Source organism: Bradyrhizobium sp. UFLA05-109 (genome assembly GCF_054185165.1).
In genome coordinates this window covers 12,872-33,757 of record NZ_JBBIAR010000072.1, presented here as the reverse complement: position 1 = coordinate 33,757, position 20,886 = coordinate 12,872, and the positions used below count along the sequence as shown (strand labels likewise).

The 20,886-nt window shown below is 60.7% G+C and carries 19 protein-coding genes; 8 read left to right on the top strand and 11 right to left on the bottom strand.

The genetic code is table 11. The features are described from left to right. Nucleotides 1-98: 98 nt before the first annotated feature. Entirely contained in the window at nucleotides 99-731 is a 633-nt protein-coding gene (locus tag Q3C01_RS36595) for a response regulator transcription factor (RefSeq protein WP_458150142.1), read from the bottom strand. Between the two features lie 334 nt (nucleotides 732-1,065). Further along, nucleotides 1,066-1,380, bottom strand: coding sequence for a hypothetical protein (locus tag Q3C01_RS36590; protein WP_458150141.1), 315 nt, complete (start codon nucleotides 1,378-1,380; stop codon nucleotides 1,066-1,068). 268 nt (nucleotides 1,381-1,648) lie between these two features. Here Q3C01_RS36590 and Q3C01_RS36585 point away from each other — a divergent pair, with 268 nt between their 5' ends. Continuing rightward, the gene (locus Q3C01_RS36585; RefSeq protein WP_458150140.1) at nucleotides 1,649-3,133 is read left to right on the top strand and encodes a dihydrolipoyl dehydrogenase family protein; all 1,485 of its coding nucleotides are present in this window, start codon (nucleotides 1,649-1,651) and stop codon (nucleotides 3,131-3,133) included. Between the two features lie 81 nt (nucleotides 3,134-3,214). On the opposite strand, the gene Q3C01_RS36580 is transcribed toward Q3C01_RS36585, so the two are convergent. Further along, nucleotides 3,215-3,574 (bottom strand): hypothetical protein, encoded by a 360-nt coding sequence (locus Q3C01_RS36580; RefSeq protein WP_458150139.1) that lies wholly within the window; start codon nucleotides 3,572-3,574, stop codon nucleotides 3,215-3,217. A gap of 780 nt (nucleotides 3,575-4,354) precedes the next feature. On the opposite strand from Q3C01_RS36580, the gene Q3C01_RS36575 reads away from it, so the two are divergent. After that, nucleotides 4,355-4,564, top strand: a complete 210-nt coding sequence (locus Q3C01_RS36575) for a hypothetical protein (protein WP_458150138.1) — start codon at nucleotides 4,355-4,357, stop codon at nucleotides 4,562-4,564. 488 nt (nucleotides 4,565-5,052) lie between these two features. On the opposite strand, the gene Q3C01_RS36570 is transcribed toward Q3C01_RS36575, so the two are convergent. After that, nucleotides 5,053-6,120 (bottom strand): AraC family transcriptional regulator, encoded by a 1,068-nt coding sequence (locus tag Q3C01_RS36570; protein ID WP_458150137.1) that lies wholly within the window; start codon nucleotides 6,118-6,120, stop codon nucleotides 5,053-5,055. A 375-nt stretch (nucleotides 6,121-6,495) separates the two neighbouring features. Between Q3C01_RS36570 and Q3C01_RS36565 the strand changes: the two genes are divergently transcribed. Genes Q3C01_RS36565 through Q3C01_RS36540 form a run of 6 tightly spaced genes read left to right on the top strand, consistent with a single transcriptional unit; the run spans nucleotide 6,496 to nucleotide 13,001 of the window. Next, entirely contained in the window at nucleotides 6,496-8,148 is a 1,653-nt protein-coding gene (locus Q3C01_RS36565) for a fatty acid--CoA ligase (protein ID WP_458150136.1), read from the top strand. 33 nt (nucleotides 8,149-8,181) lie between these two features. Further along, nucleotides 8,182-8,661, top strand: coding sequence for a MaoC family dehydratase (locus tag Q3C01_RS36560; RefSeq protein WP_458150135.1), 480 nt, complete (start codon nucleotides 8,182-8,184; stop codon nucleotides 8,659-8,661). Beyond that, a complete protein-coding gene (locus tag Q3C01_RS36555; RefSeq protein WP_458150134.1) occupies nucleotides 8,658-10,358 on the top strand; it encodes an alpha/beta fold hydrolase in 1,701 nt (566 codons plus the stop codon). Before Q3C01_RS36560 ends, Q3C01_RS36555 begins: the two co-directional genes overlap by 4 nt. After that, nucleotides 10,285-11,295, top strand: coding sequence for a poly(3-hydroxyalkanoate) depolymerase (gene phaZ / locus Q3C01_RS36550; protein ID WP_458150133.1), 1,011 nt, complete (start codon nucleotides 10,285-10,287; stop codon nucleotides 11,293-11,295). The genes Q3C01_RS36555 and phaZ overlap by 74 nt, the downstream gene beginning before the upstream one ends. A 29-nt stretch (nucleotides 11,296-11,324) precedes the next feature. Then, on the top strand, nucleotides 11,325-11,753 hold the full coding sequence (locus Q3C01_RS36545; RefSeq protein ID WP_458150132.1) for a phasin family protein: 429 nt from the start codon (nucleotides 11,325-11,327) through the stop codon (nucleotides 11,751-11,753). Between the two features lie 30 nt (nucleotides 11,754-11,783). Then, nucleotides 11,784-13,001 carry an acyl-CoA dehydrogenase family protein gene (locus Q3C01_RS36540; protein WP_458150131.1) on the top strand — a complete coding sequence of 406 codons (1,218 nt, stop codon included), beginning with the start codon at nucleotides 11,784-11,786 and terminating at the stop codon, nucleotides 12,999-13,001. 206 nt (nucleotides 13,002-13,207) lie between these two features. Here Q3C01_RS36540 and Q3C01_RS36535 read toward each other — a convergent pair whose 3' ends face one another. The 7 genes from Q3C01_RS36535 to Q3C01_RS36505 form a co-directional block, all read right to left on the bottom strand. Continuing rightward, nucleotides 13,208-13,369 carry a hypothetical protein gene (locus tag Q3C01_RS36535; RefSeq protein ID WP_458150130.1) on the bottom strand — a complete coding sequence of 54 codons (162 nt, stop codon included), beginning with the start codon at nucleotides 13,367-13,369 and terminating at the stop codon, nucleotides 13,208-13,210. 856 nt (nucleotides 13,370-14,225) lie between these two features. After that, on the bottom strand, nucleotides 14,226-14,363 hold the full coding sequence (locus Q3C01_RS36530; protein ID WP_458150129.1) for a hypothetical protein: 138 nt from the start codon (nucleotides 14,361-14,363) through the stop codon (nucleotides 14,226-14,228). A 171-nt stretch (nucleotides 14,364-14,534) separates the two neighbouring features. Beyond that, on the bottom strand, nucleotides 14,535-16,499 hold the full coding sequence (locus Q3C01_RS36525; protein ID WP_458150128.1) for a D-apionate lactonase family protein: 1,965 nt from the start codon (nucleotides 16,497-16,499) through the stop codon (nucleotides 14,535-14,537). Between the two features lie 10 nt (nucleotides 16,500-16,509). Beyond that, nucleotides 16,510-17,583: an ABC transporter ATP-binding protein gene (locus tag Q3C01_RS36520; RefSeq protein ID WP_458150127.1), complete on the bottom strand. Its 1,074-nt coding sequence runs from the start codon at nucleotides 17,581-17,583 to the stop codon at nucleotides 16,510-16,512. A 3-nt stretch (nucleotides 17,584-17,586) separates the two neighbouring features. Continuing rightward, entirely contained in the window at nucleotides 17,587-18,426 is an 840-nt protein-coding gene (locus Q3C01_RS36515) for a carbohydrate ABC transporter permease (RefSeq protein WP_458150126.1), read from the bottom strand. After that, on the bottom strand, nucleotides 18,423-19,301 hold the full coding sequence (locus Q3C01_RS36510) for a carbohydrate ABC transporter permease (protein ID WP_458150125.1): 879 nt from the start codon (nucleotides 19,299-19,301) through the stop codon (nucleotides 18,423-18,425). Before Q3C01_RS36510 ends, Q3C01_RS36515 begins: the two co-directional genes overlap by 4 nt. 102 nt (nucleotides 19,302-19,403) lie before the next feature. After that, nucleotides 19,404-20,852 carry an extracellular solute-binding protein gene (locus Q3C01_RS36505; protein ID WP_458150124.1) on the bottom strand — a complete coding sequence of 483 codons (1,449 nt, stop codon included), beginning with the start codon at nucleotides 20,850-20,852 and terminating at the stop codon, nucleotides 19,404-19,406. Nucleotides 20,853-20,886 lie beyond the last annotated feature (34 nt).

The following is a 20,886-nucleotide window of genomic DNA, read 5'->3' as shown; positions in this document are numbered from 1 at the left end:
TCGTCAACAATGGCAATCAAGTGCGGTGTTTCCATTCAAGCCCCCGCGGCGACTTGACTCGCGTTGGCCTGCAAATCTTCCGAGGTTCACGATGTGCCTCACCGTGCTTTGGTGTCCTTCAAGGCATCCGCCATGCGAACCAGGTCAGCCAGGGAACGGGCTCCCATTTTTCGCATCGCCGCGCCACGATGTATCTTCACCGTCACTTCGCTGAGCCCGAGATCTCCCGCGACCTGCTTGTTCAGCTTGCCTGCCGTCACCAACGCCATGACCTCGCGCTCGCGCGGGGAAAGCGTTGCGTAGCGATCGGCAATGGCCAGCGACTGGCCGTCTTTCTCACGCTGCATCCGGTCCCGGTTGATCGCCACCGTAACAGCATCGATCATGTCCTGATCGCGGAAAGGCTTCGGGAGGAAATCCACCGCACCAGCCTTCATCGCCCGAACCGACATTGGAATATCGCCATGCCCGGTCATCAGGATCACGGGCAGGCGTATGCCCAGACCGGCAAGCTGCTCGTGAAAGTCCAATCCGCTCATTCCCGGCAGGCGGATGTCGAGAACAATGCATCCGGGAGCGTCCAGACAATCCGTCTGCAAAAACTCCTGCGTAGAGCTATAGGTCAATGCCCTCAGGCCGACCGAGCGCAGCAGGCTGGCGAGCCCCTCGCGCAGAGAATCGTCGTCATCGACGATGTGTACGACGGGCGGCTCGTCCGGTGCCAAAGGCATGCCACGTTCCAGCCAGCAAGATCATAACACGCAATCGGCGGCATTATCATCACACGAAGGTATGAATGCCAGCGAAAACTGCCGTGAATACACGGCCTTGCGTCGAATCGCGTCCAGCGGTCGCGGACCTCATGGCTTCCCGGCGCTGACACCAAGGTGTGACTGGACCACGCTCTTGCCACGAATTGGCGCGTGGCGATCCATCCACCATTCTTTTGAGCATGATCGCGATGAATTGGCGGATCTGGCAGCGCCTGCGAAGTTCTCTGTACGCGGTGCAATCAATCGAACAGGATTCTCGCGATGTGTCACCATCTGCAACCGCTGGAGATGCCTAGGTGCCGCATCTCGTTGCCAGCAAGTTGTTGAAGGCGTCGATCTCTGAATCGAGAATGGTCAGGTTCCGCGCCTGGTCTGTGTCGCGGCTGCACAAGGCGGCCTCCTGGCGGAGCTTCACCGATTCATAGAATGAGGCGGCATAGGCGCGGCAGCTCGCTTGATCGTCGGGCTTTGTCGGCTGCGAGCGCACTGCTGCCCAGCGGGCGCGAGAAACGTCGACATCTCTACTTGAGGCGCATTCCGACGCGACTGCCGGAATCGTCGAAGCGTTGATAGCGACAGAAGCAAGCAGGGCAGCCAGTCTCATCATGAGCGTAGGTCCGCATGTCGGCAAAGATGTTGCGACAATCCGTATCGTCCCGCGTAGTTGGCTTCGCGAATTGGCTTGCGGGAATTTGAACGGATTTGCGGGAAAGCCGCGGCGTTGGCAGCCGCGGCGCTAGTGCGTGGTGGAACACTTGCCGCCACAATGCGCGAGAGGACGCAAGATCATCCCGGCCGCAGCAAACCAGTGCAAGCAAGATGTCAGGTCTTGCCGGAAAGTGCCGGCTGCTCTTGCCTGCTATGGAGACAATCAAATGACTGACGTGCTTGTTGTTGGCGCTGGGCCGGCTGGCGTTGCTGCTGCGCTTCGTGCTGCAGATTTGGGGGCGCGGACTGCGCTGGTGACGAGCGCGGCATTCGGCGGCATGGCCGCCAACGACGGCCCTGTTCCCGTCCGGGCCCTGGCCCATGCTGGCAGGCTGCTGCGCGATGCGCGGCAATTGGGGCAATACGGCATCACTATCAGCGAACCGGTTCTGGACTATTCCCGGCTTCTTGGGCGCGCTCGCGAGATCGTCAGGGACGTACGCACGAATTCCTCGTTGCGCCGCCAAATCGATTCCCAGGGAGTAACCATCCACGAGCGCGCCGGGATGGCGCGCTTCGTCGACCCGCATACGGTCGAGACCCGCAGTGGCCTTCGGCTGCACGGCGACAAGATCGTCATCTGTACGGGTGGCGTGAGTCGGCGGCTCCCCATCCCGGGATTCGAGCTGACGAGCACGCACAGCGACGCATGGGCCCTGACGTCGGTCCCGCCGTCCATGCTGATCATTGGCGCAGGTGCGACGGGGATGCAGGTTGCATCGATCTTCAACGCGTTTGGTTCGCGAGTTCAGCTGTTCGAAGCTGGCCCGCGAATCCTGGCGACCGAGGATGCCGACATATCGGCAGCAGCCACCGTCGCCCTGCGCCAATCGGGAATTGCTGTCCACGAAGCTTTTGGTTCGATCGAGGCGTTCGAAAAGACGGCTACCGGCGTGCGGATGATCTTCACAAAGGACGGACAGCGGTTCGATGCCGAAGCCACACTCGTGGTCGTGGCGGTAGGGTGGGTGGCCGAGACCAGCGAGCTGAACGTCGCGGCAGCCGGAATCGAACTCAACCAGCGAAAGTTCGTGAAGGTCGATGAATATCTGCGCACATCGGCGCCGCATATTTTTGCGGCCGGCGATATCACCGGGCATCTCATGCTCGTTCCCCAGGCCATCCAGGGCGGCTGGGTGGCAGCGACCAATGCCGTGAAGGGGCCGACGATGCCGCTCGTCGATCAGGTGAGCCCGATGGGCAGTTTCACGGAGCCGGAATATGCACAGGCCGGCCTTACCGAGGCAAAGGCGCGCGAGTCGCACAATATCGTGACCTCAATCGTTCATTTTGATGTGACCACGCGGACACTCATCGACGGGCGCACATTTGGCTTTTGCAAGCTGATCACTGATCGCGAGACCTGCAAGGTGATCGGGTGTCACGTGATCGGCGAGCGTGCGGTGGATATCGCCGAGGTGGCGGCAATCGCCATCGCCGCCGGTATGCGCGTCGACGATCTGGCCCAGATCCCGCTAGCCTATCCGACCTACGGAGGGATCCTGGCTCGCGCCGCGGTGATGGCGGCAGGACAGCTTGGCCTGAACGTTGGCTGGCAGGCCAATCAATTGGACGGCGCGCAGGCTGTAGAGCCGCGATCAGGATCCGGTACTGAGGTCGAAGCTCGTCAACTTGAGACGACCAATCGATGATGTCAGGATGAGCTGAAGGGAAATCGGCCCGAATCCGTTCGACAGTTCGGGCCGAAGATACCCGCGCTTCCACGGTGCAGGCTAGTTTCGCTGCGCGGTCCAATAGCCGGAGCAGCGCGCGCTTCCCGAATAGCCACTCCAGGACCCTCGGCCGGAAGCACCCGACAGCCTTCCGGAGCCCGAGGCATATTTGTCCTGAACCGTCACCGAAGCGCGAACCGCTCCCGATCGCGCGACGTAGCCTCTGAACCTGACGAGATTCGGATGCGTGACAATTCCGTCGTTGATGTTGACGGAGAAGTTGTAGGTCGCATCGCAAGCGCCTCTTTGCGTCACAAAGACAAGGTCCCAGGATCCATCGTACGCGGAGCGGGCCTCTGCCGCGGACGCAAAAGACACAAGACAGCCCGCGGCTGCCGCATAAGTTAGAAGCTTGCTCATCCAGTTCTCCCAAGTTGTCGTCACCCAGAGACCAAGCCCATTACCGGAAGCGCGACACAGAATGCTTGTCCAGAGTTGCTTCAAAGTTGAATGCGTCGACGGGCGTTCGCTGGCTCGTTTCATATGTGATGTGTGAACCGAACTACCCCAGTCCGTAGTGATTTCACGGTTGGTCACATCGGCGGCATCATTCCATTGTTTCACCGTGCTTGATTTGGCGCGCAGGTGCTGCCGTCGCAAGTAAAGCCGGGCAAATCGCGCCAAATTGCTGCAAACGAGAAGGCGGGTTCAGCGCATTTCGGATCAAGCAAGATCAACAGAGCATTCGGCGGTCTTCTGGTGCGGCGGGTGAAGTTCACCTCTACGACTGGGGGAGAGCGCTCCCAGACCTTCGTATGGTTCCGTGATCACTTCAGATGGCGGATCTCTACCTAGGTTCGATTGAGCCGTTCATCCCGATTGTCTTAGGGTGCATGCGTTGGAAGAACGCGGGCTCGCTGCGAGTAACAGTTAGAGAGGGAAGATCGGCAAATAGCTACGATAAAGCCAAGAGGAGACGACAATGCCCAACCGCACCGAAAGTCTTGGACACGGCAAAGCCACGCGATGCGCAGTCTGTGACGGCAAGTTTGGTCTCGTCCGGTACTACTCGTGGCGGACCCCTCTTTGTTCCAGGGCGTGCGTCGATCGCTTCAGAACTCGCCGCGAAAGTGATCGCAATTGGCTGACCTGGTTCCAAATCGCCTTGAACGAACTGCCGCAGAATCGCGCGAGGGCAATATGAATTTCCAGATCTCACAGCGGGGTAAGCAGTACTTGCAGACAGCACGGACGCTGCTTCGCGCTGCCCAAACCATGACCGACGAAGTGGTTGTGGCTCAGCTGAAGGCCCTTGCCGACGACTACGAGCGGCGAGCCGAGAGGGCGTCGGTCGCTGACGCGACCAAAGCTTTGGCCCGTTCTGCGACGGTCTCCGAACCTGAGTTGTAGGGCCGATCGTGGCCAGCGCAGTCACGAGCTTCTTATTCCTCTGTTACCAAGTGCGGAGCTGCAAAAGCGGCCTGTCGTGCGTGATGCCGCCGATGTGACTAGTCGTGAAGGAGTTACACGTTGCGGCGACGCAGTCCGGATCTCACTTCGCTAGTTGTGACAGGTCGATTGGAGAAATGCCATGCGTTTTGTTCTGGCCTTGAGCCTTTTGATTGCTCTGTGTGCCCCTGTCACCGCCGCTACGGCGCGTCATGCACACCGGCAGCATGCCGTGGTTCGTTCCACCCACGGCTTGATCATGGGTCCCGTTTCGGGGTGGGCCTATTCACCCCCGCCGCGGGCGATCTCTCAACCGGACCCTTACAATGACCAACCAGAACTAGGTCACAATCCCTTTGCGGGCTGGGGTGGTTAAGATCCGTCAAGTGCGGATTTTAGCTCATACGCCAAACAGCGAGCTGAAAGCGCCGTTTTGCGCGACTGGTAGACTATTCGGTTCTGAACTCGCTGGGTGACCTCTTCGTCCAGCGGCGAAATGCACGGCGAAAATTTGCGGCGTCGCTGAAGCCCAGCGCCAGCGCAATGTCCTCGTTGGCGAGCTTGGTCGTGCGCAGATATTTCAGCGCCATGAGTGTCCGGAGCTCATCCAGGAGGCCGCGAAAAGAGATGCCTTGCTGCCGAAGCTGACGCCGCAGCGAGCGGTCGCTGACGTCGAGCACTTTCGTCACATCGGCAAGGGTTGGAGGGTTGGCGATATCCCGCAGCAGAAGTGCGCGGATCTCCCCGGCGATCCCAACTCGTAATTTCAGTTCGTCCAGCAGATTATCGCAAAGTGCAACGACCATCGGATAGGTCGTCTTGTTTCCGAGACGTGCAGCCTGGTCCAGCCAGTCCGAACGAAAAACGATGCAGTTGAGCCCGCGCTCGAAATGTACCTGACATCCGATCAGATCCGCGGGCAGCCCGAAACCATCGGCTTCAGAATAGGTCAGGCTGACGTGATCGGGCGCGAATGCGGCGCCCATGACGTCGCGCATCAACGAGATGTGGATACCGATCTGCATCTCGGTGATGAAGCGGTAGACCCGTGGATCGATTGCTGCGCGCGCATTGGGTTCAATGGTCCAGCTTCCGAACCCTTTCTCTTCCCTGAACTCGATCGCTGCAAGCGGCGCGGCAAGCGAGTGATAACGCCACGCAAAGGCCATGGCGTCGCGAAAGTCGGGACAGCAAAGAATAGCAAATCCGTACATGCCGTAGGTGGAGATATGGATGGACGAGCCGATGCGATAGGGCAGGTGCGGGTCGCTCGAGAGTCGAATGGCGTTCTCGCAAACCGTCATCAATTGCGCGAGCGAAATCCTCGTCTTCGGAGAGTGCACGTCGTGTTCCCTGAGAGAGACGTTTCTTAAGATCTCGTTGGCCGGGTGCCCCTGTCTGACAAGCTCGTCGAACAGGGCCGCGAGTTTGGTCGACTCGTAGACGCGTTCGTTTAGTCCGACGACCGGCGCTCCCCTCGCATAGATCGTCTTGCCGGGCTGCCTGGAATCGCCCAATTGAACCTGCCTGTGAAACGCGCCAGCCAACCTGGATCGACCACAAGCATATGCTGCATTGCTGTCGAAACAGAACAGCAGTCTTGCGGTGGTTCAAAGGCGCTCGTCGCCTATTGTGCAGTGCCGTAAGACTTCCTGCTGACTCAGGTCGCAGCAATTTCGTTCAAGACCGGCTGACGGTTTGAGGCGCAGGCTGTCCGGCCCGGACCGGGCGTTGTCCGTTCCGGACCTTCACAAGCACGGGGCCGCGCGCGAGGCTTGCGTTCGCGTCGCGCGGCGGGACCGTCGTGAGGCACGCCGGCAGACCAGGCGATCCGCTCGCTCAGAAGCGCGGACGCTGGCCCGCGGGGGAGCGAGACGTCGAGGGAGGCCGCCATGGTCGGAAGGCTGATTCAGACCGCCAAATCTGCCTATCAATTTCCTCTTATCTTGAAGCAGTTGTGGCACACGCCGCGCGTTCAGGCGCCGGATCAGGAGATCGTTTATCGCGATCTCAGCCGCTTCACCTATCGCCAGACCAGAGAGCGCATCGGCCGCCTGGCATCGGCCTTGAGCAAGGCGGGGGTCGAGCCCGGTGACACTGTCGGCGTCCTTGATTGGGATAGCCACCGGTTTCTCGAGGCGTTCTTCGCGATCCCCATGATGGGGTGCGTGCTGCAAACGGTGAATGTCCGGCTGTCGCCCGAGCAGATCGCCTACACGATCGATCACGCAGGTTCGTCGACGCTTCTCGTGAACGAAGAGTTCGTCGGCTTGCTGGAAGGGCTAAAGTCCCAATTGCCGAAGGTCAAACGGCTGATCGTGATGTCGGACGCGCCGGCACCGCAGACAGGCAGCCTGTCCTTCATCGGCGAATACGAGAGCCTGCTTGCTGCGGCCTCGCCCGACTACGAGTTTCCTGACTTCGATGAGAACACGCAGGCGACCACCTTCTATACGACCGGCACGACCGGTCTGCCCAAGGGAGTCTATTACAGTCACCGCCAGCTTGTGCTCCACTCGCTGGCGGGACTCGCCCTGTTCGGGATAGCGGGCTCGCAGGGCCGCTTCTCGCGTGACGACGTCTACATGCCGATCACGCCGATGTTCCACGTTCACGCCTGGGGCTTCCCATGGTCGGCGACGCTCGCCGGAGCGAAGCAGGTTTATCCCGGACGCTACGAGCCGGCGATGCTGATCAAGCTGATCAAAGGCGAGGGCGTGACCTTCACCCATGGGGTGCCGACCATCCTCCGGATGCTGCTGGACGCCGCCGACAAGGCGAAAGTCGATCTGAATGGCCTCAAGATGGTGATCGGAGGCTCCGCCTTGCCCAAGGCTCTCGCCAAGCAGGCCCTGGCCGCAGGCATTGACATCTTTGCCGGCTACGGGATGTCGGAGACCGGCCCGCTTGCCGCGGTTTCCCACGTCAGATCGAAGGACCTCACGGGCGATTCAGACGGCGAGGTCGAGTTTCGCACGCGAGCCGGCATGGCCGGGCCGCTGGTGGACTTGCACATTGTCGACGACGACATGAACGACGTGCCGCATGACGGCAAGTCCGCCGGTGAGATCGTCTTGCGCGCACCCTGGCTCACGCAAGGCTACTTCAACAATCCCGAAGGATCAGAACAGCTCTGGGCCGGAGGCTATCTGCACACCAGCGATATCGCGGTGGTGAGCCCGGACGGCTACGTGCATATCACCGACCGCATCAAGGACGTCATCAAGACCGGCGGCGAATGGGTGTCGTCATTGCAGATCGAGGACCTGATCTCGCAATGCCCCGGCGTTGCCGATGCTGCTGTCATCGGCGTCAAGGACGAGAAGTGGGGCGAGCGGCCGCTGGCGCTCGTGGTCAAGCAGGAGTCCGAGACGAACGGCGTCAGCGACACCGCCATCAAGGACCATCTCAAGGTGTTCGCGGACAAGGGTGTCATTTCGAAATATGGCATCCCGGAGAAGATCATTTTCATCGAGAATATTCCGAAGACGAGTGTTGGCAAGATCAACAAGCAGGAGCTGCGGAAGCGGTACGGCAACGTGTAGCCGTCCGCCACAGCCACGAACGGGGAGGAAAACGTGAGCAATCTCACTCTTGCTGGGCTCAGCGAACGAGTTGGCCAGGAGCTTGGCCTTTCCGACTGGGTAGCGATCGACCAGGCGCGCATCGACACCTTTGCGTCCTGTACGGGCGATCGCCAGTGGATTCACGTCGATGTCGAGAGAGCGAAGCGGGAGAGTCCTTTTCGCGGTCCGATCGCCCATGGCTATTTAACGCTCGCGATGGTCGCTCCGCTCGCCATGGAGATCGGCGTCATCCCGCGCGACGCTGCGGCCGGGCTGAACTACGGGATCGACAAGGTCCGCTTTCTCGCGCCGGTACCGGCCGGCGCGCGCGTGAGATTGCGCGTCGTGCTCGCCGGCGTAGAGCCGAAAGACGGCGGACAGGTGATCATGAAGACCCAGAACACGCTGGAAGTGGAGGGATCGGAGAAACCCGCCTTGATCGCCGAGACGCTCGCGCTCCTGATCCCCGCAGCGGGAGCACAACGACAATGAACGCCGAGAACCGCCAACAAATTCCGCTCAACGAGGGGATATCGGAAGACGCGTCCCGGAATACACTGGCGCTCAATCCCCTCGTCGGCATCCGGGGCCAGGATCTCGTCGACAGCGCAGGCGTCGTGTTCAAGGCGATCGTCAACGAGCCGAAGGTCGCGACCGAGCAATGGTTGTCCTTCCTCGGCGAGCTTGGCTCTATCCTCGTCGGCAAGTCGGAGCGTACGCCGCAGGCCGGCGACCGGCGATTTTCCGATGCTACCTGGAAGGAGAGCGCGCTGCACAGCGGAATGCTCAAGGCCTATCTCGCTTGGGGCGACGCGGTCAGCGGTTTCGTCGACAAGACGAGCCTGAGCGATATCGACAAGGCCCGCGCGCATCTGGTCACGGAAATCCTGATCGACGCGGTCGCTCCCACCAATGCGATTCTGACTAACCCGGCGGCGATCCGCAAATTCGTGGACACTGGTGGTCGCAGCGTCTGGCATGGACTGAAGAACTATGTCGACGACCTCGCCCGGAACGGCGGCATGCCGTCGATGGTCGATCGCGACGCGTTCAAGGTTGGCGAGAACCTCGCGACCACGCCGGGTGCAGTGATCTTTCGCAACGAGCTGCTGGAGCTCATCCAGTATACTCCGACGACGCCGAAGGTCTGGAAGCGGCCGCTGCTCATCACGCCGCCACAGATCAACAAGTACTATGCGCTCGATCTCTCGCCCGACAAGAGCATGGTCCGCTTTCTGCTCGAGAGTGGCATACAGGTCTTCTGCGTGAGCTGGCGCAACCCGACCGCGGCCAACCGTGAATGGGGCCTCGACAGGTACGTCGCGGCGCTGGACGAAGCCGTCGACGCTGCGCGCGAGATCACCGGCAGCGACGACATCTCCATGATGGGCTCCTGCTCCGGTGGAATCACCTCGACGGCATATTTCGCAACGCTGGGCGGCCCCGCTGAGAAGGTCAGGAACATGGTCTTGGCGGTCTGCCTGCTTGACCCGAACACGGCCGATGAGAGCGCGTTCGGCTGCCTGATGACCCCGGAAACCATGCACGCTGCCAAGGAGGCCTCGCGACTCCGCGGCATGGTCGACGGTCACGAGCTGGCGCGGATGTTCGCGTGGATGCGGCCGAACGATCTGATCTGGAACTATTGGGTCAACAATTACCTGCTCGGCAATCAGCCTCCGGCTTTCGATATCCTGTACTGGAATGCCGATACGACCCGGCTTCCGGCCCGCCTCCACGGCGATTACCTCGATCTCTATTTCACGAATCCGTTCGTCAACGCGGGAAAGCTCGCGCTGAACGACGCGGCAATCGACATGAGCAAGGTCAAGGCTGACTGCTACGTCGTTGCAGGTGTCACGGACCACATTACGCCCTGGAAAGGCGTGCACAGGACGGCGCAGATCATGGGCGCTGGCACGACCTTCGTGCTTTCGAACAGCGGTCACCTGCAGAGCCTTCTCAATCCGCCGGCGAATCCAAAGGCCTCCTTCATGATCGGCCCCGTCAATCCAGCCGGACCGGACGCGTTCCTGGCTGCTTCCGAGAAGCGGAAGGGAAGCTGGTGGCTCGACTGGCGGGATTGGCTTCACGCGCGGTCGGGCGAGGAAGTCGATGCGCCAGCATCGCCCGGCAACCAGCATCATCCAGTCCTCGCTCCAGCTCCGGGGACTTACGTCTTTGAATGACGCCACGACGAACACGCAGCCGGCGACGCAGACCGCTACGGGCAAGCCGGGCGAGATCAGTGTGCGGCAAATTGTGATCTATGAGCAGTCGCTCCGGGTCGCCATCAGGCACGGCGGCGAGCGGAAACCGCCGCTGTTGCTGTTCAACGGGATCGGTGCCAACTGGGAGCTGGCGAAGCCGTTTCTCGAGGCACTCACGAGCACGACGGCGATCATATTCGACGTGCCCGGCGTCGGCGCCTCGCCGAGGCCACTTCTTCCGTATCGCCCCTCGACGCTGGCCCGGCTGGCCGCTGGTCTTGTTGCGGAGCTGGGTTACGCCGAGGTCGACGCCGCCGGCGTGTCGTGGGGTGGCGGGATCGCGCAGCAATTCGCGCATCAATATCCGAAGCTGTGCCGGCGGCTGGTGCTGGCCGCGACGGCGCCCGGTTTCACCATGGTGCCGGCAAGTCCAGCGGTGTTGTGGAAGATGGCAACGCCGCGGCGCTATACCGACAAGGACTACATGAACAGGATCGCGGCGGACATCTATGGCGGCGCATTTCGCTACGACCCGTCACTCATCGGCCGGCATGCAGACGCAATGCATGGCGCGCGAAATCTCGGCTATCTGTACCAGCTCCTCGCCTTGGCCGGCTGGACCAGCCTGCCATGGCTATGGTCGCTGCGACAGCAGACGCTCGTGCTGATGGGCAGCGACGATCCGCTGGTCCCCTCGATCAACGGTCATATCCTTGCAGGCCTGATCCCGAATGCCGAACTGCGCATGATCGATGACGGACACCTGTTCATGGTGACCCGGCCGGCGGAAACTGCCGAGTTGATCGAGGAATTCCTTGCCGACGAGCGCCCGCAGGCTAAGTCATCCTCCCTGATGTTGCGAACGGCCAGTCGCGCCAGCGATCTCACTCCAACGTCCGAAGGCGAACGCCACTAGTTCTGAGCACAGCAACAAGGAAGGTTATCATGACGGACACGACCTCATACATCGACATGTTGAGGAAGTTCGGCGGCGATCTCGGCTTGCCGAAGCTGAAGGTGGATGAATTGCTGCAGGCCCAGAAGAAAAACATCGATGCCCTCGGTGAAAGCGCGAAGGTTGCCGCGCAGGGCGCACAATCGGTGGCACGGAAGCAGCGCGAGATTCTGGAAGCTGGTCTGAAAGAGGCCGCAACACTTGCGCGCGAGTACAAGCCCTTCGGCAGGGTCCACGAGAACATCGCGTTGCAGGCCGAATTCGCGCGAAAGGTATTCCAGATCACTGTGCAAGGCGCACAGGAGAGCGCATCGACCGCAAGGCAATCGACCGCGGAGGCGGTGAAGATCATCCAGCATCGCGTGAAGGAGAGTCTCGAGGAGATCCGCGCCAGCGTTCGTCCGAACAAATCGGCCTGACGCCGCGATCCACGCACGAGGGAGAGAACGATGGCGAACCCGCAGGCGACCCAGACGGGACGGTCGGACTACGTACCGCCGCCGGTCAACGGCGATTTCTATGGAATTGCAAACGTGCTGAACGATCGCGAACGCGCGCTGCTGCGGCGCGTTCGCGACTTCACCGAAGGTGTCGTCGCGCCCGTGATCGAGGAGTACTGGGGCCGCGACGAATTCCCGTTCGCAATCATTCCGAAGATGGCCGAAATCGGCATCGGCGGCGTCGGCTACCAGGGTTACGGCGCGGTGGGCGGCAACTGGTTGTTGAACGGCTTCGTTGCGATGGAGCTGGCGCGGGTGGACGCGTCGCTCGCGACCTTCTGGGGCGTGCACACCGGATTGTCGGCGGGCTCGATCTATCTGTGCGGCGACGAGGCGCAGAAGCAGCGCTGGCTTCCACCCATGATGCGCTTCGAGAAGATCGGCTCGTTCGGGCTGACGGAGCCTTTGGTCGGCTCCGCCACATCGGGCGGCATGCTGACGACCTGCCGGCGCGAGGGCGACGTCTGGATACTCAATGGCCAGAAGAAGTGGATCGGCAACGCCACCTTTGCCGACATCAATGTAATCTGGGCGCGCGAGGAGGGTTCGAACCAGGTCAAGGGCTTTGTCGTCGGGAAGGACAACCCAGGCTTTTCCGTCGAGAAGATCAGGACCAAGATGGCGCTTCGTGTCGTGCAGAACGGGCTGATCACCCTGAAGGATTGCCGCGTACCGGAGGCGGATCGTCTCCAGAATGGCAACTCGTTCAAGGACACCGCCAAGGTCTTGCGGATGACCCGCACCGGAGTGGCATGGTTCGCCGTAGGCTGCCAGATGGGCGCCTACGAGCACGCGCTGCGCTATGCGACCGAACGGAGGCAGTTCGGAAGGCCGATCGGTGGATTCCAGCTCGTGCAGGATCTCCTGGTGCGCATGCTCGGCAACGTCACGTCCACCCAGGCGATGATGCTGCGTCTCGCCCAGCTCCAGGACGAAGGCGTGATGCGCGACGAGCATGCATCCTTGGCGAAGGCATTCTGCACCGTCAAGTGCCGCGAGACCGTTGGCTACGCGCGCGAACTGCTCGGCGGTAACGGCATCCTGCTCGAAAATCACATCGGCCGTTTCGTGGCCGACGCCGAGGCGATCTATTCCTATGAAGGCACCAGGGAGATGAACACGTTGATCGTCGGCAAGTCGATCACCGGGTTGAGTGCCTTCGTCTGAGGCGACGCAACGGAGTTCCATCAGGGCGAGGGAAGATCAACGCGACGGGGAGGCGATGATGAACGGATGGCTTGCCCCCTGCGACCCTGGGGCAGCACGGCCCATCCGCGATGGGCGAACCATCTCCTGGCGTCCTTGAGGCGGCCGCGGGGGAGCAGAGCTATTTTATCCGATGTGGTTGGTGGTGCTGGAATCCATCGCAGCACCTAAGCCATGACGGCCTGCACGCGACCTGTCATCGCGCGCAGCTCCTGGGGTTGCCATTCCCGGATTCGGCCGTCGTCTTCGAATCTGACGCCGAGCAGCAGGTCAGCGATCCACTCTGCTTGATCGTTCCGCAACTGGAATCGATGGTAGTGCAGGTACAAGCACATCGCCTGCCAGTCGTTTGGCGACGGCCGTGGCGGCCCAAGTACGCCGGACGTTGAGGCGGCTCCGCTGGCGCCGGCCTCGGCGACCGCCTATCAGAGGGCGTTGAAGCTGCTCGCGGAATCCAGGCCTGTCACGCTGGAGATCGCGGGTTCGAGCCCCGTCTCTCGCGCCATTTTTGGCAAACAAACCAAACTTTTAGGGGTTACACTTTTCCACACGTGCGGGAACGCATGTACAGGGGGGAGCCATGAAGCGCCGGCGCCGACATCGCACCCGTAACTGCCAGCGGCTGGCAGCGCACGCCGCCAGCTGAGGCCCGGCGGAACCTGACGGCCTTCTTATTTCCCTCGACAGTGTTGCATTTGAGCTCTAGCGACGCAGCCACATTGTCGCCATCATTCGTCCCAGCCGGTCGGATCGATCAGCGCACTGGCATGGCTAGGCTCGGCACATCTTCGGCGGGGGCGTGTGCCGAGCCGCCAGTCTGTTCGCGATTCATTGCACATCTGTTCGCTCAGCCTGTGGATAAGCTGTGGATAACCGCAGCACAAGAACAGAGCGGCGTCGGTCCCGCGTTTTCTATTCGTAATAGGCGTCAACCGCGTGCGCCAGGAAAATGCCGACGCTCACCGCAACGAGAATTCCCATTGCAATATCCAACATCGAACTAGCCCTGTTGCCCCGGGCCCTACGCAGGACATATGCACTTTCGATAGATCTTCAGAGCCCGGGTATCAGCACATTTTCGTGCGTGCCGGTTGATGTCGGTCGGGGCTGCCCGCCACTTTTGGGGCCTACAGGTTCACGCTGGCGGCCTCCTTGCTGACGGGCGTAGGACCGTGCCGATGTTGCTCAGTCTGATGCCGTTTTGGCCGATATGCCCGGGCTCGTCCTGGCACCCTGTCCCGTATCGACGTAGCGGAGCGCGACTGCGCCCCCGACGATGACTATGGCGATCACAATGAGAGCAATGATATTTTTTGTGCCCATGGCGCGTGCTCCTGGTGCTCCGGAGGAGTTGAGCGCCGGACGCCGGTTCCTACATTGATCGATCTCAACACAGGCGGTTCACTGGCGGGCCTATCTTACGAGGCTGTACTTCCTCGCTGGCCGTCGCGCGACACCCGCGACGGTCGGCACGCGCTGGAGCGCCATGGGAGATCAGTCGCTCTTGATTCGAGCAACCCCATATGACGGAAGTTCAAAGCTTCCCACCTTGCGGACGAAGGTGCCGCCACTCTCGAGCCAGGCGGGATCGCGAGCGGCCGCTTCAAAGCTTTCTGGAGCGAGAACATCCAATCTGGCAGGGCCATCGAAGCCCCTGACCTTCAGGCGCTGAGTCTCACTTGACAGGTTCGCAAGCCAAAGCACTCCGCCGGCCTTGTTGCGATGAGCAAGAGCGGCAAGCTTTAGAGGTGCAGACGAATTCGTATCGATGCGCCTTGCGCCGCTCGCACCGGCAAGACCTGCAATCACATGATAGATAGGGAGCAGTCTGGCGCCACCACCGTCGTACCACGGTTGGGCATGGGCCAATTTGCGATAGATCATCCCTTGCGCGCCAGTGGCAGAGCCGAGGGCCACGGCGTCGACACCGGCTCTCGCGGCCGCCGACAGGTAGCCGAGGCTCCATGCGGCGGCAAAGAGTCCGCGCTGGCGCGGATCAATATCGGAGAGACAAATCCGCCTGTTGTCGGGGTTTGGCGCAACCGCTGCGCCATAGGGGTTGTCACGACATGGAATACTGGTCGGGCCAATGTGATAGGGCGTCTTGCCGACCATGGCGCGTGCCGAATCGAAGATCCACGGAAGAGTCTCAAGAGTCTCCATGACCGAGATGTCGTCTGGGGCATGGACAATGGGGCAGCCGGTATGTGTGATGAAGTCAAACACGCCCTGGGGGACGGGTTTGCGGTTTAATTCGGTAAAATAGGAGAGCATTCCACCGCCAAGCGTGGCGCCGGGGAAGCAGGCTCGCCCCGCCGTCGCCATTTCCTCGTAGGTGGGCCCCCAGGGCCTCGGTGTGTTTGGCTGAAACGATTTGAGATCGTGCATCTGGGTGACAACAACGGACGCAGGTGTGAGCCCCGCGGCATTCACTGCGCGCGCGATCGCAGCCATTTCCTTATCGGCCGGCTCCCTGGCCGGCAGAATGATCTCGAGTGTGACCGGCGCTCCCGTTTGCCTTGACAGATCGCGGTAACAGGCAGCAGCTTCTTCCTGTCCTCGCTCGCGTCCGTCGATCTGGCAAACGAGTGACTGAGGCTTCGCCGCAGCAATCAGGTCCACGGCCTCGAGCGCCGCCGCGGCTTCCCCCATCGGCACGCCGAGGCCGATTTGCGGAATACGGCCTTTCGTGCCCGCGAGAGTTATCGTCGTATCGGCAGCGGAGGTCCTCGGCCTCGATTTCGGCGGTTTGCCTGAGACGGTGAGGGTGATTGACTGGCTGAAGCTCTTGCCTTTCTCCAGCATGTACGGCCAGGGATCGAGGAGGGAGCACACATAGGTCTTGTAGGAGGCATCCATCCAGTTTCGATGGTCCTCCATCTCAAACTTGTTTCCCTCCATCAGAACGGTGACGGCAACGCCGGACAGCGGCTCGTGCTTGAGTGACCGGATTTCGAAAATGGGCTGACCGGGGCTGATGAGCTTCGGGAATTTGCGCCGCTCTTTCTTTCCATTCGTGTGGACGACTTCAACCGCGCGCCCCACCGTTCCCGCGAGCGGATGCAGCACCACGAACCCTGTCCGATTGGTGAGGAAGTCGGAAAGGGGCGTTCCTTCGGCCGAGAACGTCAGTGTGCCATTGCTGTTTGCGTCGATCTTGGCGGAATACCGGATCGCCTGATCTTGGTCCTTGCAAATGGCTTGATAGGCGATGGCAAACCCATCCTTGTTCTGGCGGATTTTCAGGTCCTCGACTGCCGGAGCATAGGTGCCCCAGTCCTTGTCGCGCGCGATATAGGAAATTCCTCGCAGGATCTCTTCACCGTAATAGCGGATGTAGCGCAACGCACCGCTGTCGAAGACAGCCGAGATGGGACCTGCGGTCAATTCGCGACGTTTGCCTTCGGGAGCTTCGGTTCCGAAGAGCTTGATTGCGCGGCTCGGCTTCCTCTGGGCCATGGTGGCTCCCTCAAATGACCTTGTCAGTTTGTGGATCGATCAGAACGGCGCGGTTCATATCGATGTCGATACGAACCTGTTCGCCCGGCGCGGTGACTTCGTGAGCCGCGAATTCCGCGGTGATGCTGATTCCCCCGAGCGGCATGCTAACCTGCACCCGGGAGCCTGTTGGTTGGACGAGTTCTATAGTCGATGGCAACTGCACGTGACCTGGCGCAGCGCTCGCGCTGGCTTTGGCAATGTGCTGGGGTCTGAGTCCCAAAATAATCGCTTGGCCGTTTGGCGCCTTGCGTCCGGTAGGCAGGGTCAGCTTGGTTCCGTCGCGAAGGGTTACCTCTCCGGTCTCGATGGTGGCGGGCAGGAAGTTCATCTTCGGGCTGCCGAGGAAGCCGGCCACGAAGCGCGTTGCCGGCCGCTCGAACAAATCGAGCGGCGTGCCGAGCTGTTCAATCCTGCCGTCGCGCAGCAGCGCGATGCGGTCAGCGAGCGTCATCGCCTCGATCTGGTCGTGAGTCACGTAAATGATGGTGCGGCCGAGTTCCTGATGGAGCCGCTTGATTTCAACCCGCATATCGTCGCGAAGCTGGGCATCGAGATTGCTCAGCGGTTCATCGAATAGAAAGAGCAGTGCGTCCCGCACGATCGCGCGGCCGATCGCGACGCGCTGGCGTTGACCGCCAGAAAGCTCACGTGGAAATCGCTGGAGAAGTTGCGCAATGCCGAGCATGTCGGCGGCGCGCTTCACACGTTTGTCGATCTGGGCGTACGCAACTTTCCTCGCACGCAAGCCAAATGCAATGTTTTCATAAACGTTGAGATAGGGATAGAGGGCGTAGTTCTGGAACACCATCGCGATGTCGCGATCGCGCGGGCGTGCCCACGTGACGTTCTGTCCGCCGATTTCGACTGTGCCGGCGCTCGCCTCCTCAAGTCCTGCGATGGTACGAAGCAGGGTTGATTTGCCGCATCCCGATGGACCTACCAGGACCGTGAATTCGCCCGAGGGTACCTCAAGATCGATTCCCTTGACGGCGTGGTATGTGCCGTAGTGCTTGTGGAGTCCGGTAATCTTCAGGTCCGACACGAGCTAACCCTTGACTGCGCCCATTGATATGCCGCGGACGAGATAGCGCTGCAGCGTTGCGACGGTGATGAATACGGGAATGGTCCCAAGCACCGACATCGCGGCGATCTTGGACCAGAAATTCGACTGGCCGCCGAAGTAATGCGTGACCTGGACCGTGTAGGTCGTGACCTCGGTGCGGGTGAGCACCAGTGCAAACAGAAAGTCGTTCCAGGAAAAGACGAAGGTGAAGACCGCGGTAGCGAACAGTCCGGAGCGCGCCATCGGGAATACCACCTTCCACAGAACCTCCCAACGATTGCAGCCGTCGATGAGGGCGCTCTCTTCGAGCTCCAGCGGAATTTCTTCGATATAGCCCCGCATCATCCAGATCACATAGGGGAGGCTGAACGCCGTATAGAGGATGATAAGCCCGATGTAGGTATCGACCCAGCCGAGCCAGACATAGAAGAGGAAGATCGGAAATGCGATGGCCACGGGAGGCATCATGCGCTGCGATATAATCCAAACGCCGAGGTTTTCGCCGCCCGTCTTGAAGCGCGCCAGTGAGTAGGCGGCGATGGTGCCGAAGATCATGGCGAAGAAGGTTGATACCGAAGAGAGTACCAGGCTGTTGCCGACCGTTTTGGCATCGCCATCCTTGAACAGCACCGCATAATTGTTGAACTGGATGCTCTTCGGATACCACACCGGTGGAAAAGCAAAGATCTCGCCTGGAGTCTTGAACGAAATGGCAAACAGCCAGTAGATCGGAAAGACAAATATAACGACGAGGAACGTCGCCATGAGATAGCGCAAGACGAGCTTCGTCTCCTTGCGGCGATGGAGCGGTGCGCCTTTCATTTTGCCAGCCCCATGCGCCGAATGGCCCAGGTCACGATGACGGTGAGAAGCGCGATGACAAGGAAGGCGATCGCCGCCGTGTAGCTCGACTCGAACTGCCTGAATCCCTGGATATAGGTATAGACGGAAATGGTCTCGGTCATCGTGCCGGGACCGCCCGCCGTGAGCGCCCAGATGATGTCGAAGATGCGGAAGAGGTCGAGGCCACGGATCAGAATGGCGATCGACATGACCGGAAAGATTGCCGGGAGGACAACATAGCGGAAGCTGCGCCAGAACCGCGCTCCGTCGATCTCAGCCGCTTCGGTTAATGAGCGGTCGACATTGGAAAGGGCGGCGAGCAAGATCAGGAACATGAACGGTGTCCACTGCCAGATCTCGCAGAAGATGATGGCGGGATAGACGAGTCCGGGATTGACCGTCCACAGGGCCGCCACAGGGTGGCCAGCGAACCAGCCAATGATCTGGTTGATCGGACCATAGCGGTTATCGAACAGGAGCCGCCATGTGGCGCCGGCGACGATCGGTGAGATGATTGTCGGCAGCACCAGCAGCGAAACCAGAAGCTGTCGCCCGGGCATGCGGTCGAGGAACAGGTAGGCCATGGCGAGGCCGAGAAGCAACTCGATGGGCAGGGCTATGACCATGATAAGCAATGTGTGGAGGAGCGACTGCCATAGTCTCGCGTCGTGAAAGAGCTGGACGTAGTTCACCAATCCGGCAAAGGATGTGTCGGTCTCCAGCATGGTGACGCGCATGAAGCTCACCACAAGCGAGAAGATCAGTGGGAACAGGCCGACCAGCAAGAGCAGGAAGACGGCCGGCGAGATCAGCCAGTATTTGAAGTTGCGGTCGGGATGGGTGATGGCGGCCATGGTTGAATTCGGGATACGTTCCGCTTTGGTCTCGTGCCGTCGTCGACAGCGGGCGGAGCCTCTCCCGCTCGAAAGCGGGAGAGGGGAGAGGGAGGGGCGTGCCTATGTTTTCGGATAGGCGCCGGACTCAGCGGCCCAAGCCGCATAGACCGGCTTCTGCTTGTCGACGCCGATCTTCTGCGTAATGTCGTTCCACTGGGCTGCTGCCGCGTCGAGGATCGTCTTCGGATCGTCGCCTGCCCACAGCTTTGAAATCGCCTGGCGCAAGACCTCCTCATATTTGTCGGTTTGCAGAAGCGACAGATCGAGAAGACCCGTCTGCGAGGCCTGTTTCAAGGCCGCCAGATAGTCCTTGGCATTTGGCCACAAGGCGAGATAGCCAGGATCCGCATAGTGCGCGTCGCGGAACGGGTCGCGTAGCGTATAGGGAAGCTGAACGCGCTGGCGGCTCACAGCTTCGCTATTGAGCCACTGGATGAACAGATAGGCGGCGTCCTTGTTTTTCGAGGTGGACGAAATCGACAACGCAAAGCCTGCAGCGAGCTCGGGATGTCCTCCCGGCGGTAGGGCGTAGCCCACCTTGCCTGCGATAGTTGTCTTCGGGACCCAGTTCAGTGCCTCCTGGTCCGTACCATAACCCTCGGCCCAGCGCCCATAGGGTGGCCAGGAGATGGTCATGGCCGATTGGCCCTGCAGGAAAGTCGCGAGATTCTCCACAAAGCCGAACTGCTCCACGCCTGGCGGCATGAACTTGTTCTCGTTGCGCATGTCGGCGAAGACCTTGACGCCGACATCGGAATTGATCGTGGCCTTCATGGTGTCAGCGTCGAAGAACTTGCCGCCCTCATTGCGGAAGCGCTCCTCGAACATGTACATCGCATAAGGAGGCTGCCGGAAGAAGGCGGCGCCGTAGATACCCTTGTCCTTTAGGACGTCCGTAAGACCAGCTCCGACGACATCGAAATCCGCCCATGTCTTCGGCACCGCGAGGTCCTTGCCGGTCTTCTCCTTGAAGGCCTTCTGCACGGCTGGATCCTCGAAGAGGTCGCGCCGATAGTACATCAGGAAAACGTCGCCATCATCGGGGAAGCCGTAGATCTTGCCGCCAACCTTCATCTGGTTGTCGCGATAGGTCGGCGCAATCGTCTGTAGCTCGGGAGCGTAGCCGTATTTCTCGACATAGGGGTCGAGTATCTCGAGCGCGCCGGCCTGGGCAAGATCGGGCATCCAGGCAGGTATGACGTTGAGCGCGTCGTATGCGCCGGCTCCTGACTTGTAGTCCTGCATGATCTTGGTGAACATCTCGGCAGTCGCGACCTCGACCACCTTCACGTCCATCCCGGTCAGCTCGTTCCACTTCGGACCCGAGAAGTGAGTGGGATCGAGCGACTGAAGCCCTGCCTCCCAGACGATCGTGATCGTGCGCCCCTTGTATTGCTGCGCGGCCTTGACGGCGGTGTCGGCGGCTGACTCGGCCCATGCCGGCCTTCCCATTGTTGCGGTGAGGCCGGCGACTAGACCAATCTTTCCGAAATCACGTCTATTGATCATTGTATCCTCCCGTTCCTTGAATGGCAGAGCCTTT